General features: G+C 49.4%; 15 protein-coding genes. 5 read left to right on the top strand and 10 right to left on the bottom strand.

Annotated elements, in window-relative coordinates:
* The first annotated feature begins 15 nt into the window (after positions 1-15).
* Positions 16-2166, top strand: coding sequence for an ATP-binding protein (locus NC981_RS17960; protein ID WP_348244197.1), 2151 nt, complete (start codon positions 16-18; stop codon positions 2164-2166).
* 86 nt (positions 2167-2252) lie between these two features.
* Positions 2253-3245, top strand: coding sequence for a phosphotransferase (locus tag NC981_RS17955; RefSeq protein ID WP_348244196.1), 993 nt, complete (start codon positions 2253-2255; stop codon positions 3243-3245).
* A gap of 81 nt (positions 3246-3326) precedes the next feature.
* On the opposite strand, the gene glmM is transcribed toward NC981_RS17955, so the two are convergent.
* From glmM to fraC, 7 genes are all read right to left on the bottom strand, one after another.
* Positions 3327-4787, bottom strand: coding sequence for a phosphoglucosamine mutase (glmM, locus tag NC981_RS17950; protein ID WP_348244195.1), 1461 nt, complete (start codon positions 4785-4787; stop codon positions 3327-3329).
* Positions 4788-4875: 88 nt separating this feature from the next.
* Positions 4876-5175: a hypothetical protein gene (locus tag NC981_RS17945; protein ID WP_348244194.1), complete on the bottom strand. Its 300-nt coding sequence runs from the start codon at positions 5173-5175 to the stop codon at positions 4876-4878.
* A 25-nt stretch (positions 5176-5200) separates the two neighbouring features.
* Entirely contained in the window at positions 5201-5806 is a 606-nt protein-coding gene (locus NC981_RS17940) for a DUF3177 family protein (RefSeq protein WP_190375847.1), read from the bottom strand.
* 57 nt (positions 5807-5863) lie between these two features.
* Complete coding sequence (locus NC981_RS17935; protein WP_348244193.1) at positions 5864-7597, bottom strand: ATP-binding protein; 1734 nt, start codon at positions 7595-7597, stop codon at positions 5864-5866.
* Positions 7598-7747: 150 nt separating this feature from the next.
* Positions 7748-8548, bottom strand: a complete 801-nt coding sequence (locus tag NC981_RS17930) for an ABC transporter permease subunit (protein WP_348244192.1) — start codon at positions 8546-8548, stop codon at positions 7748-7750.
* 57 nt (positions 8549-8605) lie between these two features.
* Entirely contained in the window at positions 8606-9649 is a 1044-nt protein-coding gene (locus NC981_RS17925; RefSeq protein WP_348244191.1) for a DUF5357 family protein, read from the bottom strand.
* A gap of 11 nt (positions 9650-9660) precedes the next feature.
* Positions 9661-10194: a filament integrity protein FraC gene (gene fraC / locus NC981_RS17920; RefSeq protein ID WP_348244190.1), complete on the bottom strand. Its 534-nt coding sequence runs from the start codon at positions 10192-10194 to the stop codon at positions 9661-9663.
* Positions 10195-10337: 143 nt separating this feature from the next.
* Here fraC and NC981_RS17915 point away from each other — a divergent pair, with 143 nt between their 5' ends.
* Entirely contained in the window at positions 10338-11210 is an 873-nt protein-coding gene (locus tag NC981_RS17915; RefSeq protein WP_348244189.1) for an S-methyl-5'-thioadenosine phosphorylase, read from the top strand.
* Here NC981_RS17915 and NC981_RS17910 read toward each other — a convergent pair.
* Positions 11207-11605: a DUF3110 domain-containing protein gene (locus tag NC981_RS17910; protein ID WP_190375853.1), complete on the bottom strand. Its 399-nt coding sequence runs from the start codon at positions 11603-11605 to the stop codon at positions 11207-11209. The two genes, NC981_RS17915 and NC981_RS17910, sit on opposite strands and share 4 nt — an antisense overlap.
* A gap of 143 nt (positions 11606-11748) precedes the next feature.
* On the opposite strand from NC981_RS17910, the gene NC981_RS17905 reads away from it, so the two are divergent.
* Together NC981_RS17905 and NC981_RS17900 are read left to right on the top strand one after the other, a co-directional pair.
* Positions 11749-12585: a hypothetical protein gene (locus NC981_RS17905; RefSeq protein ID WP_348244188.1), complete on the top strand. Its 837-nt coding sequence runs from the start codon at positions 11749-11751 to the stop codon at positions 12583-12585.
* An 8-nt stretch (positions 12586-12593) separates the two neighbouring features.
* Complete coding sequence (locus NC981_RS17900; protein WP_348244187.1) at positions 12594-13076, top strand: hypothetical protein; 483 nt, start codon at positions 12594-12596, stop codon at positions 13074-13076.
* Positions 13077-13183: 107 nt separating this feature from the next.
* Here NC981_RS17900 and puuE read toward each other — a convergent pair whose 3' ends face one another.
* Positions 13184-14104 (bottom strand): allantoinase PuuE, encoded by a 921-nt coding sequence (gene puuE / locus NC981_RS17895; RefSeq protein ID WP_348244186.1) that lies wholly within the window; start codon positions 14102-14104, stop codon positions 13184-13186.
* Positions 14104-14526 carry a hypothetical protein gene (locus NC981_RS17890; protein WP_348244185.1) on the bottom strand — a complete coding sequence of 141 codons (423 nt, stop codon included), beginning with the start codon at positions 14524-14526 and terminating at the stop codon, positions 14104-14106. The genes puuE and NC981_RS17890 overlap by 1 nt, the downstream gene beginning before the upstream one ends.
* Between the last annotated feature and the right edge of the window lie 20 nt (positions 14527-14546).

The raw sequence follows: 14546 nt of genomic DNA, 5'->3' as shown, positions 1-14546 counted from the left end.
TCTTGTTCAATTCTTATGGCCGACGCTTTGATTCAAGAGACTTCTCCAGAATCCTTACGACCTGAAAACGACGCAGAGCGGATAGAAGCACTGCTGCGATACAACATTCTGGATACACCTGCCGAGGAGGCTTTCGATCGCATCACCAAACTCGCAGCTCGATTGTTCAATGTCCCGATCGTGATTGTTTCTTTAGTAGATGAAAATCGCGCTTGGTTTAAGTCGTGTCAGGGGTTTAATCTTGCAGAAGTTCCGCGCAACGACGCGCTCTGCAACGTTGCCATTCTTTATAACGAAATTTTAGTGATTCCCGATACGCGCAAGGACGATCGCTTCGCTTGTAATCCGTTTGCGATGGCAGAACCGAGCTTACGCTTTTATGCGGGCGCACCCCTGATCACACAAGATGGCTACAACCTAGGAACGCTCTGTTTATTGGATAGCCAGCCGCACGATGACTTGGATGCTGAGCAGCGGGAAACGCTCGTCGATTTAGCCGCGATGGTGATGGATGAACTAGAGCTAAGACTCGCCGCCCGAAAAATTGCTCAAACCGATGCAGCATTATTGGAAGTGACGCAGGGCGTTTCAGCCGTTACAGGACAAGCGTTTTTTGATGCATTGGTTCTACACTTGGCTAAGGCTTTATCAGTAGATTATGTCTACATCGGGCGTTTAGTTGAACCCATGCAGCAGACCGTGCAAACGATCGCAGTTTGCGCTCATGGTCAAAATGTCGATAGCTTTGACTATCTAATCGATGACACGCCTTGCAAGAAGGCGATCGCAAATCGCAGGCTTTGCTCTTACCCGCGTCGGGTGCAAGCGCTGTTTCCTAATGCGCCATTGCTTGCACCCTTGAACATCGAAGGCTATATCGCTGTGCCTTTCTTTGACTCAAGAGAAAACCCTTTGGGACTGTTGGGGATTATGCACAGCAAGCCGCTAGAAAATGTACAGCTTGCAGAGTCGCTATTAACCATTTTTGCGCTGCGAATTGCGACAGAACTCAATCGAATACGAGTGTCAGAAGCTGAACGGGCTGCGAGAGAGCAAGCCGAAGCCGCCAACCGGATGAAAGATGAATTTCTCGCGGTCTTATCGCATGAGCTGAGAACGCCACTCAGTCCCATTTTGGGCTGGACGAAACTCCTACGATCGAGCAAAGTCAGCCTCGAAAGCCAGGATAAAGCCTTGGCAACGATCGAGCGCAATGCGGTACAACTGACCCAATTGATCGAGGATTTGCTGGACATTTCGCGAATTTTGCAAGGTAAGTTAATGCTGGATGTGCGATCGGTAAACTTATCTAGAGTAATGACTACGGCGATCGAAACGATTCGGCTTGCTGCCAATGCGAAAAGGATTCAAATTCAAACGCGCATCGAAGCTTCTGCGATCGTGCTAGGAGATGCGGCACGGTTACAGCAAGTTGTGTGTAATTTGCTCTCGAATTCGGTGAAGTTTACACCGGAAGGGGGTCGGGTTGAAGTGCGCTTAACGCAGTTTGATCGATCGGCGCAAATTCAAGTCATCGACACCGGCAAGGGAATTGATGCTGAGTTTTTACCGTATGTCTTCGATCGGTTTCGTCAGGCTGACAGCGCGACCACGCGCAAGTTCGGGGGGCTAGGCTTGGGTTTAGCGATCGTGCGTCAGATTGTCGAGCTCCATGGTGGCACCATCCGCGCCGAAAGTGGGGGTGAAAATCAAGGTGCCGTCTTTACCGTGACGCTCCCGTTAAGTAACGCGATCGCAGCGTTGCAGTCAAACCTTGACCCGCCAGAGCCTAGACCTTGCCTCGAAGGAATTCGGATCTTAGTCGTGGATGATGAATTGGATTCGCGGGATTTTGTCGCGTATGTGCTTGAATCGGCAGGAGCAAGCGTTCAGCGGGCGGACTGCGCGATCGGAGCGCTGAAGATTCTGGCTCATCATCAGACCGATCTCTTGATCAGCGATGTCGGAATGCCAGAGATGGATGGCTATCAATTGCTCAGAAGCCTCAAGCCAGAACAAAGAGTTCCAGCGATCTCGCTGAGTGCCTTTGCCGGAGAAATGGCTCAACAGCAGGCGATCGCAGCGGGATTTGCGCGACATGTGGCAAAACCTGTCGAACCCGATCATCTCGTCATGGTTGCAGCAGCGTTAATCGCCCGAAATTAACTGCATTTCGTATCAAACTTGACCATTGTGGGTGGAGTTCTAGCGCAGTATGGAGGATAACAAAAGCGCTGCCGCTCCTTGTATCAATGCGATCTCTCACCGCCGATCTGTTTCCTGTCCTGTATTCTACGATCGATCCAAGGGCGATCGTGGCAAGGATTTTATCGTGCTACGACCTTGGAACGGTGAGAAACTGTCAGTTTTGGTGTCGGGGATTGAGCGATGTCTATCTGATCGAAACCGATCGCGCTGCCTATGTCCTAAGAATTTCACACTGGGACTGGCGTTCTCAAGCCGATATCGATTTTGAGTTAGCACTGCTAAATTTTCTACATCAGCGCGGCTTGCCTGTGGCATATCCTTTAAAGACGGAAGCGGGCAAACTGTCGATCGTTATTTCTGCGCCGGAGGGCGATCGCTATGCGGCTCTGTTTACGTATGCGCCCGGAGGTGTCCCGATTGGTGATCTGAGTATTCGGCAAGCTACAAGATTGGGTGAGACGCTGGCAAAAGTACACCAAGCGGGGCTGGAGTTTGACTGTACATTTGATCGTAAGCCCTTGACGCTCGATTATTTGCTCAACGATTCTTGGAGTGAGATTTCGCCTTTTTTGCAGCTTGAGGATCAGGCTTATATCGAAGCGGCGATCGAGCAGATTAAGTTTGCACTGAAAAACTTTCCGCGATCGGCACCTTACTGGGGAATTTGCTGGGGCGATCCGCATAGTGGCAACACGCACTTTAATGAGGCGGATCAGCCGACTCTATTTGATTTTGATCAATGCGGCTTTGGTTGGAGAGCGTTTGAGCTTGGCAAGTTTCGTCAAGTTGCGTTGAGTACGGGCATCAGTCGGCGAGTCAGAGAGGCTTTTCTGCAAGGATACCAATCGGTGTCCCCGCTCAAAGCGTTTGAGCTTGAAGCGATTTCTGCATTTACACAAACTGCCCATATTTGGATGTGGTCGATTTGCTTAACTTATGCACTTCGCCACAATTACAGCCGTTTAGATGAACAGTTTTTTCGCAAACGAGTTGAGCAATTGAAGCAACTCAAATCTCCGGATTGGCAAATGTTTTAATCCCGCTCTCGCAAGCCGTAAGCGATCGAGCATTGACATCACTTACGGCTACGAACTTACGGCTGCGATCGCGCCTATCACCTAGCTCAGATGCTTCTCCACGGTTAAATGCCGCTGCACGGTCGAAACCAGTTGCTCTGTCCAGTAGGTTGCGAGTTCTGCATTTTCAGCTTCGACCATCACCCGAATCACAGGTTCAGTCCCCGATGCGCGTACCAGAACTCGCCCTTGGTTGCCCATTGCCGCCTCAGCCTGCGCGATCGCGTTCTGTACCGCCTGATTCTTATTCCAGTTCATGCGTAAGGCTCGATCTTCAACTCGTACATTCCGCAGCAGTTGCGGATAGGTTTTGAAACTGCGATCGACCAATTGCGAGAGCGAAACGCCTGATTGTACAATCAAATTCGCTAAATGCAGTGCGGTTAATAATCCATCGCCACTGACGCTATGCTGCGGACAAAGAATATGTCCAGATTGCTCGCCGCCCAGAGCCGCACCGCATTTCACCATTTCGGCATGAACATACTGATCGCCCACAGCCGCCCGGATTAATTGTCCGCCCAACTTTTCCCAGGCACGTTCAAACCCAAGATTTGACATTACGGTTGCGACGATCGTCGCCCCTGGAAGTTGACCCGCTGATAAAAGCTGCTGTCCCCATAAGTAGAGAATGTAATCTCCATCCACCGTGCGGCCTTGAGCATCGACTGCTAACACTCGATCGGCATCGCCATCAAAGGCAAATCCGACATCCGCAGACTGTTCGATCACCGCCGCTTTCAGCAGATTCAAATGAGTAGAACCGCAGTTTACATTAATGCGATCGCCATCTGGAATTTCATGCAGGGCAATCACTTCCGCCCCTAAAGCGCGAAACACTTCGGTTGCCGATCGCGTTGCTGCACCCCACGCTAAATCTAAGACAACGCGCAATCCTGCTAGCGGTTGCTCAGATTCTGTGACTAAAGGCGTTTGAATCGCGTCAATGTAATGATTAATCAACTCTGGACGATGAAAATGCTGTCCCCACTGCTGGGAAATCGTCGCAATTTTGCCTTCACCCCGCAATCCAGCTTCGATTTGCTGCTGAAGTTCTAGCGCCAGCTTCGAGCCATCCGAATTGAAGAATTTAATGCCGTTATCTTCGGGCGGATTGTGGCTGGCAGAGATCATCACACCGCCGATCGCTTCACTGTGATGCGTCAAATGTGCCACCACCGGAGTCGGACACAAACCCAAGTCCCACACCTCAATTCCAGCAGCAGTCAATCCAGCAGAAAGCGCCATTGCTAGCATATTGCTCGAATTGCGCGAATCCTGACCGATGATCACAGGCGCATGATTGCCCGATCCCAACACTTGCCCTGCCCAGTAGCCAACCTGCATGGCGAGCGGCGCAGTTAATAACTCTCCTGCTTTTCCTCGAATACCATCGGTTCCAAACAGTGCAGACTCTGGGAGCGGCAGCGCATCCCAATGATGAATCTGGGGACGAGACGAAAGACGGCTAAGCAACTCAGCCTTGGTTGGCAATGACACCATAAGTTGTTCACATCCTCACACAATTGACGTTATTCGATCGCACCCCTGTCACTCTAACTTCAGCGCTAGTTCTTCTTTAGCCGCTTGGTTAGATTCCCACTGCATCCAGCAATCGCTGAAATGCGTCCCAGCTTAGCCCCTGTTCCACATAGCGCGGCGCGTTTGGGTTATAGGGACTTTCTAGCCGATCGATCGATTGAATCACCGCAGAATCCGGTAAAACCGGGACATCTGGATCAAACGAAGTCGGATTCATTAGCGAACTAGAAAATCCCTTAAATATCGCAACTTGATCCGGCTGACCCTCAATGTCGATCGACAACAACAAGACCTCATTCGGACACTTAATCGTGTATTGCTCTAAACGATGCCCAATGGAATGTTTCATGAACCCCAAAAAAGAACAGGTAAACTTAATTCTCGATCGCCGTCCGCTTGCGCTTGCCTAACCGGAAGAAAACAAAATAGCCGAGATACAGCACGTAAATCACCAGTCCGAGGATGCCAAAAAATCCGAGCACAAACGGTCTGACTCCCCCATGAAAATATTCGCGGAACAGGAAAGGTGGATCAAGCCAAACTCGACAAGCACCATCATTTAGAATCTGTTGACTGGCAAGCGTGGCACAGCGCAAGACGGGAATCTGTCCGATCGCTCCCAAAACGCAGTACAGCGATACTGCCCAACGCCAAGACACAACCGAAAGCTTCAAGGCACTCGGCGGCGAATCGCGGATTTCTTCGTTCAAGTCCACCCAGTACCACAGACCCAGCGGAATTAAGATCCGCGCCAGCCAGCCGGAGACAAAGCCGATCGGCAAAACTCCGATTAACAAATACACGGTGATCGCCAGTAAACTGGAGACGCGCCAGTAGATCAACATCAATTTTTGAATCGCTTCTGAACGCTGGACGACTGCCCAAATCAGCAACACCAGCGGCAAGATGACAGTAAACAAGACTGCCAATCGGTAATCTGTCCAGACGATTGAAGATAACCAGGCGGGGACATCTTGCATAGCTCAAAAAGTAAAACAGGTGTTTAGCTTCATCAGTATATAAAGGAATCCGGAGTTTCAACGTTTTTGACTGTACTTTGCCACGGTTTGTGCCAGTGCGGTGAGATCGATCGGTTTTGTCACATAGTCGGTTGCACCTGCTGCGAGGCATTTTTCGCGATCGCCTTTCATCGCCATTGCGGTTTGCACGACGATGGGGATGGATTGATAGGGAGTCATCGATCGTAGTTGTTGGGTGAGCGTTAAACCATCGACATCAGGAAGGTGAATATCCATCAAAATCAGAGTGGGAACTGATTGTTGCAGCGCTTGCCACATTTCTTCACTGCTTTTTGCCCAAGTGACGGTGTATCCGAGTTTACCGAGGTAGGTAAGAATTAATCGAGCATTAATCGCGTGGTCTTCGACGAGAAGAATAGAGCCGGAGCAGGAAGCAGCCGGGGGAGGCGTACAGGGGCCGTTTGCACGGGGGGCAACGGTATCAGGGACAGTACGGGGAAGCGCGATCGTAAAGCGTGAGCCGCGATTAGGTTCCGATTCGACTCGTATCCAGCCGCCGTGCAGTTCAGCCAGCCGACGAGTGAGCGCCAGCCCCAATCCTGTACCTTCACCCGGCGGTGCATTTCGCAGTTGAATATAGGGACGAAAGAGGATCTGCTGCTGCTCAGAAGAAATCCCGGTTCCGGTGTCCCAGACTGTGAATTCGATCAAGTCTGCGACAGCTTTGACTTCTAGCCCCACAGAGCCGCGATCGGTAAATTTCAGCGCGTTTGAAAGCAGGTTAAACAACATCTGCTTGAGGCGTAGTGGATCAGCGACGATCGCAGTGACTCCGGGCGCAATCGCCAGCTTAAGGAGTAACCCTTTATCACTGGCTTTTTCTTGCACCAGTTTCAGCGCTAGTTTGCAGACTTCACTGACCTCGATCGGTTCTGGCTGCAAGGTGAATTGATTTGCCTCGATTTTAGACAAATCGAGGATGTCGTTGATCAGAGCCAGCAAGTGCTGACCACTGCTGAGAATGATTTTGAGGTATTCCTGATGCCGCAGATTAGAGGGGGTGTAACCTTGCTCTCGCAGCAAGTGCGTAAAGCCAAGGATTGAGCTTAGAGGCGTGCGGATCTCGTGGCTCGTATTCGCCAGAAATTCGCTCTTGAGTTTGCTAATTTGCGTGAGTTCCCGATTGTCGGTTGCCAGCATTTGGCATTTCTGAAGCAGTCCCTGCGTAGTTTTAGCGTGGTGAATGAGCTGAATGGTTTGCGCGATCGCTCGACTGATACATTGATGCCGGAGCTGCATCAGAGCCGTATCGATCGGCAGGGGTGACGTAGGAGAAACAGTGATCAACCATCCGTAAGTGATTGTACGATCGCACAGTTCCCAGGTGCTTTGTCCCTTGAGGGGAGACAAGGACTGTAGATCTAAGAGCGTTAATTCTTGACCTAATTCGATCTCAAAACGAGTCATACAACCGGGGCGATCAGGCGACATCATTGAGGCGGCGAGATGCTGAATTTTAAGCGCGCCAGTTTCAGTCGGAAGGGCGATCGCGACGAGTTCACCGTTTAGGATTTGGGCTAATTCGTCGGCTAGGGTTTGCCAGAGCTTTGCTTCGGTGGGCGCATTGTTAAGGCACTCGAACAGGCGAGCATTCACATCATTGAGAAAGCGTTCGACCCAATACGCAGCCGCAAGAGGATTCGCGATGCAGGAATCCGGCTGCGTAAGGAATTGACGCAAAGCGGCGCTGGTCGATTCCTCCCGACTGGTCTGGTGCAGTTGCAAAGTCATGCAGCTTTCTCGAATCATTTAGACATTACGGAGGTTGAAGTAGAGTCTCTGTGGAATTACTGATCATCCTACCGAGATCTACCTAGCCCTCAGCTTGATAAGACTGTGAGCTTAATCAAAGCCTTAAGAAGTTGCAGGCAAGTATGAAGCTTAGAATTCCCGCCGTGAAAAAATCAGCGACGCGATCGCCAAAGTCAAGGTGATGTAAAGCAGGGCATACAACACGCTTGCGAATAAAGTGGGGGCAGCGGGAATTAAGTTGTAGACTGCTTGATTTTTCAAATCCAACCGCGCTAGATCCGGAAGCACAAGATACAATCCTTGGGTCGCAGTTTCGATCGCAGGATTTTTGGTCAATCTGCCGAATTGCACCAGGTCTTGGCTCAGTTGTCCGATCAGGTAAATGCCAAACGTCAGCATCATCGCCAACAGAGCGCTAGCAAACACACTAAACAGCAGCGCGATCGCGCTGACTAGAGACAATTGCAGCCATAGAAAAATAGAGGACAAGAGAAGATTTGCCAAAGGAAACGGAGTCTTGAATGCAGATAGAATCGCGATCGCGCTCACGGTCATAGCTGTAATCAACACTGCCAAAACTGCCGACAACCCCAAATGCTTGCCAATGATGAACTCAGCACGGCTCACAGGCTTTGCGATTAGGACAAAAACGGTGCGTTTTTCAATTTCTTTGTTGACTAATCCTGTGCCAATAAAAATTGCCACAATCAATCCGAAAACGGGCATCGCTGCCAGCGCCAAATCAAGCAGAATTTTCGCTTCGGTTGCCGCCGCCACTTCGGGTAAAAGGCGACCCGCTAACAACAAGCCCGCTCCATAAAGCCCAATCAGATAGAGAACACGATCGCGAATCACTTCTCGAAACACATTTGCCGCGATCGCCTGAATTCGAATGACCGTACCGCTCACGGTCTGCACCGCCTGACTCATAGCCAATTCTCCTGCACAAGAAACTCACCTTTCGAATTCCCCATTTTGCCCGAAGAATTACGATCTGGTCGGCTGAATTTGCTTAGGCGGCGTGATCGAACCACATTGCACAGTTCCTACTTCTTGCACACGAGCCGGAGCCGGAGCTGGCGGAGCCGAGTCATCGAATCTAAACTCTGGTGTGGGTCTTTCTCGCCGTACCGGAGTAATGCGACAAGTGCGCGTTAGTTCAGATCCTGCCTGACGAGAGTTGGGTCTGCGCCAGAGAGCTTGAAGCTTTAAGTCATACGCTGCCGAAGTGACTTCAGCATTGAGCGTCCATAAATCTGGCTGTGACGATCGCGGCAGTTGCTCCTTGACCTGCTGCCTCAAGCGCGGCACTTGCTGATCGAGGTTGGTAAGCCAGCGTTCGACCTGTCCCCAGGGTTTGCCTTCGAGTTCAGTGCGGACAGATTGGGCGGCAATGTTAAGCACATCGGCTCCACGAGAGAGCGCCGTATCTCGATCGAAGCGCTGCGGTTGCCAAACAAACCCACTGCGCGAGAAATCTTCGCCTTGCAGCGAGGGATTATTTGCAATCCAATTTTGAATTTGAAAGGAGAACTGAAACCAGCAGCTAATAATGAGATTGGCTAATATCACCAAAATGATGTCTTGACGATGTGCCTTGCTGGGATTGGTGTAAACGGGGCTTTTGGTTTTGGAGTCAGACTTGATGAATTTGGGAGCTGACCAGATAAGTGATGAAATCGGGGGCCAACTGATCCATGAAGTTTGAGTTGGAATCCTTCCACCTTCGATCGTGCCGAACAAATATACACATACGATCGCCCCAACAATCCAAGGACCGATAAAGAAATTATAAAAAGTCAATTTCTTTTTCACAGGCGGTTCGTAGACAAACCACCACACGCTGAGAATTAGGAATATCCAACCAAAAGATGAAATAATCCGTTGAGCAATTTGCGGCGGCGGCGATGTGGTGAGTGCCGCAACAATTACGCTAAAAATGCTTAAGAATAAGAGCGTTTGCCAGGATGCCCATTGCGGCAGCGTGACGCGATCGCGGATTTGCTTAAAGACTTGATTCATCCACAGCATGGCTTCTATCCCTAAAACGCAACGGGCTGTTCAGAAACTGTCCGAATCAGAATAATCAACGCAATCAGCGCAAAACTTGCCGAGTTCGCCAACAGCACAGCTAATGCCCGACTCGGTACTTCTTGAAAGGCTTGGCGCTGTGCGGACTTACCTTGAAATTTTGTACGATCGCGCACTTCCGTCACGCTGGTCGGTTTGTTCTCTAAAATCAAGTCCAGCCAGTTTAAGCTCTGAAGTTTGACCACAAACGTTCCTAAAAATGTCACAAATGCAATCACGACTAACAAGGAGTAATTACTAATTTCATCTAGAAAAATGTAGTTCATTAGCTGTTGTTGCCAGGGTTGAGGCAGCCAGCGATCGCTCGAAAAAAACACAAGCCAGCCGACGACCGTGGAGAAAAGATTTGCGGTTGAGGCATATTGAATGCTGGATTTTTTGCCGATGCCTAAATAAAATTGCAGCACGATCGCTTCGACTGCGATCGCCAACACAATAAAGAAAAGCTGATATAAAATCGCCCTCAGAGGCAAGACATTCAACATGAGTCAATCTGCTTAAATTCACTTCCAGATTGTAAGTGCAGTGGTTCGGGTTTGCAGCAAAAACATACAGAGAAACAAAAGAATCTGTGACACACCGACAAAACACACTAGAATAAGCCCGTATTTTACGTTCTAGTGTGCTTATGTCTGAAGTTAAAATCGGCATCATTGGCGGCAGCGGTCTCTACAAAATGGAAGCGCTCAAAGAGGTAGAAGAACGATCGATTAACACTCCATTCGGCTCACCGTCTGATGCTTTGATCATTGGCACTTTGGATCAAACTCGTGTCGCTTTTCTAGCGCGTCACGGACGCAACCATCATTTGATGCCGTCAGAATTGCCGTTTCGCGCCAATATTTACGCGATGAAAAGTTTAGGAGTCGAGTACCTAGTGTCTGCTTCTGCAGTGGGGTCGCTGAAAGCTGAGGCAAAGCCGCTCGATATGGTGATTCCAGATCAGTTTATCGATCGTACCTATCACCGTGTCGGAACTTTTTTCGGCGATGGCGTAGTAGCTCATGTGGCATTCGGTGATCCGGTTTGTCTAGCATTAGCAAAAGTGTTGGGCGATGCGGTTGAGAGTTTAGATCTCGCGAATGTTAATTTGCATCGCGGCGGAACTTACGTCTGTATGGAAGGCCCTGCGTTCTCTACTAAAGCCGAATCGAATCTACATCGCAGTTGGGGCGCGTCGGTGATCGGCATGACCAATCTTCCCGAAGCAAAGTTAGCGCGTGAAGCGGAAATTGCCTACGCGACTTTGGCATTGGTAACGGATTACGACTGCTGGCATCCGGATCACGATAGCGTCACAGTCGAAATGGTGATCGATAATCTCCAGCGTAATGCCGTGAACGCCCAGAAAGTGATCCGCGAGACGGTGCGAAGATTGAACGAAAATCCGCCTGTTTCCGAAGCGCATTCGGCGTTAAAGTACGCCATTTTGACTCCGAAAGATAAGATTCCTGCGGCGGCAAGAGAGAAGCTCGGATTGCTGCTGAACAAATATCTTTAGAGCAACCCTTCTAGTTGGCGACGAATGCGATCGAGATCCCGATTCGACATCTCAGATTCTTCCTGTTGGGCTTTCTCCTCCGGATTCCAATCGGTTTCATCGATGTTCCGTTCCGGGGGCGCGAGCAGCAATCGCTCAAACTCGTTTTGCGGCATGAAATCTTCTGGAATCAGGAATGCCTCGTACCCCGCATCTTGGCAAAATTCCTCAATTTCTTCCTGCTCAATCTTTTCAACGGTTGGAACCGCAAAATCCTGAGCTTCCAGCATCAAGGCGTAGCGCGTGGCATCGTCTTCTTGGGCAAACATCAACACGAGGTTCTGATCGCCCACACTAATTGTATGGATTCCTGGATTATCAGTGTCGGCGTTGAAGAGTAAGACGAATACTTGCATAGATCTAGAGAAATCAATGGGCTAGATTTAAGGGTACTTCACGAAGTTCGCTTCAAGATGAACTTTTTCGGAAATCTTAGAGTCATCAATATAGCAGTACAAAATGATACTAAGGTTAAACGACGAATTGCTGGAGTGAAAAGATGTCGATGCGAAGAGCGGATCGAAAAAGCAACTCGGATGATCATGCAATCAATCATCCTCAGTCTCGCAGACAGGAACCTCTTTCTTATCATGAACTGAGGCAATATTGGCTCTTGGCAAAATCGAAACAAAATGAGTTAGAAGCCTTAGCAGCAGCGAGAAAGCAAGAAGCGGAACAGAACTACCGCTTGTATCTAGAAGAGCAGCAAAAGCATCAAGCGTCGCACATGCTGTATCAGGAGGTACAACAAAAGTATGAAACAACGTTTACGCAATATCAAGAGGTGGAAACTCAAGCGCGTTCCTATCTCATGCAGTACCAGGAATCTCAAGTTCAGGCAAAATCTTATTTTACGCAGTATCAGGAGATTCAAAGTCAGGTTCAATCTTATTCTGTGTTGTATCAAGAAGCTCAAACTCAATTTGAATCCTATTTAGCGCTCTACGAGTCTGAGAAAACGAAAAACGATCAACTATCGATTCAATTCGAGGAGATTCAAGCGGAACGAGATCGCTATCTGACACTCTACAACGAGTCCCAGAATGAGCTTAAGTTTGAACGCCGCTCAAAGGCAGGAATTAAAGGTTGGGAGACGCGACGTAAGCGGGAGAATGAACGCTTGAAACAGGAGATCGGAGAGATGACTGTGTTGCTACGCGACTCCTTAGAGCGCAAAGATGAAGCAATTGATAGTTTGTATGTGGTCGCTGAGCGCATGGATCGCATTCAACGATTAGTCGATTCCGTCGATGAAGATTCAACGACTAACCCTGTGGGCATGATTCAAAAACTACAGCGAATTTGGCAGGCAGTAAAAGAAATTTTGGCAGAGTGAGGCAGGCAATGAGCGATCGCTCTAGTGCAATTAAAAAGATGGCAAATTCGGGAAACGCTGGCGATCATATTCGCGCGATCGCCGATCAACTGCGCCAAGAAACCAGTTTGCAAATTAAGGCAACCTCACGAATTTTAGGAGCAGCCGCCCAAATTTCGGAGAATCACGATCGCTTAATTGATCAAGTTGTTGAAATGGTGGAAGAAGATTTAGAGCGATATACTCAATCCACCACAACAGAACCACTGACAATCGAACAACTTCAGCAGCAGTTCAAAACCTTGAAACAGGCAAAATTACATTTCGGAATCAAGGCAAACACATGGGCATCGCTGGCTGATAAGTTGAATCGACAAGCAACGGTTTCTATCCCTAATCAAACATCTGTGTTTCAACGATTAGATACGATCGAGCTTGAGTTACAAACTGTACGCACTGATCTAAGCAAAGCTTTGAAGATATTGACGTTAATCTTGGAGAAGGTTTCGTGAACTTCAATCAGCAAGATTAGTGCAAGATTTGCAACCTTAGAAAAGCGAGTTTTATACCAATGCTTTTCTCTGATTTTGCTCTGTAAAATCGCTCTAAATCTAGCCGATCAGGCCGTGGGTTTGTGATGTTCGTGCCAGTGACGCGCAATATCAATGCGCCGACAGAGCCACACTCGATCGTGCCCTTGCACATAATCTAAAAATCGCGCCAGTGCTGCTGCTCTTCCGGGTCTGCCGACCAATCGACAGTGCAACCCGACACTCATCATTTTCGGTGCGGTTTCTCCTTCTTCGTACAGCACATCAAACGCATCTTGCAGATACGCGAAAAACTGATCGCCCGAATTAAATCCTTGATTCGTGGCAAATCGCATATCGTTGTTGTCCAGCGTATAGGGAATGACTAGATGGGGCTTGCCGTTCCCTTGCACCCAGTAGGGCAAATCGTCTGCATAGCTGTCTGAATCGTAGAGAAATCCGCCTTCCTCGATCACTAGCTTTTGCGTGTGTGGGCTATTGCGTCCGGTATACCAACCGAGCGGACGGCTTCCGGTGACGCGAGTGTGCAGATCGATCGCTCTTTTCAAATGCTCCCGCTCGGCTTCTTCGGAAAAGTCTTTGTACTCGATCCAGCGATATCCATGACTGGCGATTTCCCAATCGGCTGCTTTCATCGCCGCTACCGCTTCAGGATTTCGCTCTAGTGCCATCGCAACGCCGTAAACCGTGACGGGAATTCCACGCGACGTAAACATCCGATGCAACCGCCAAAATCCCGCCCGACTGCCGTATTCGTAACACGACTCCATATTCATATGGCGCAATCCCACAAACGGCGCGGCTCCCACAATTTCAGATAAAAACGCTTCTGAAGCGGGGTCGCCATGCAGGATACAGTTTTCGCCGCCCTCTTCGTAGTTGATCACAAACTGAAGCGCGATGCGGGCTTGGTCTTTCCAGCGGGGGTGCGGTGGGTGTTGACCATAGCCCACCATGTCTCTCGGATACGAATTTGTCGTCGCAGTCATCAGCGGTTAACCGATAAAAGTTGTCGATCGAGAAATATGACAAAATCTCGAACCGTATACAGCATACCAATATCCCAGAGATCGCTAATCTCAATCTCAAATCGATCGCAAAAATCGTCGTGCAAGTTGCACTCCCAATCGAACCAGCACACCAAAGGAAGCTGCAAATCTTCGACGAGGCGATCGTCAGGAACGACTTTACTAAACGGCAACCCAGAATAAAATTCCATCTGCTGATAGACAAACGCAGAGACATCTTGGGAGATTTTCAGGGGTTGCCAGAATGCCTGATGCCAGTCTTCTAAACTAAGGGCGGGACGCGATCGCCAGTTCTGCTGAATGTGGCGACGAACACTGAGATCCGGACTGAGATCCGGGTAGGTTCTGACTGTTAGGACTACGTTCGTGAGTTCGCGCCACATCTGATTGCTGCCCGATTGCG

Source organism: Leptolyngbya sp. DQ-M1 (assembly GCF_039962505.1).
Taxonomy (GTDB): Bacteria; Cyanobacteriota; Cyanobacteriia; order Leptolyngbyales; family Leptolyngbyaceae; genus Leptolyngbya.
Note: the sequence above shows the minus strand (reverse complement) of the source record. Positions and strands in the feature narration are given on the sequence as shown.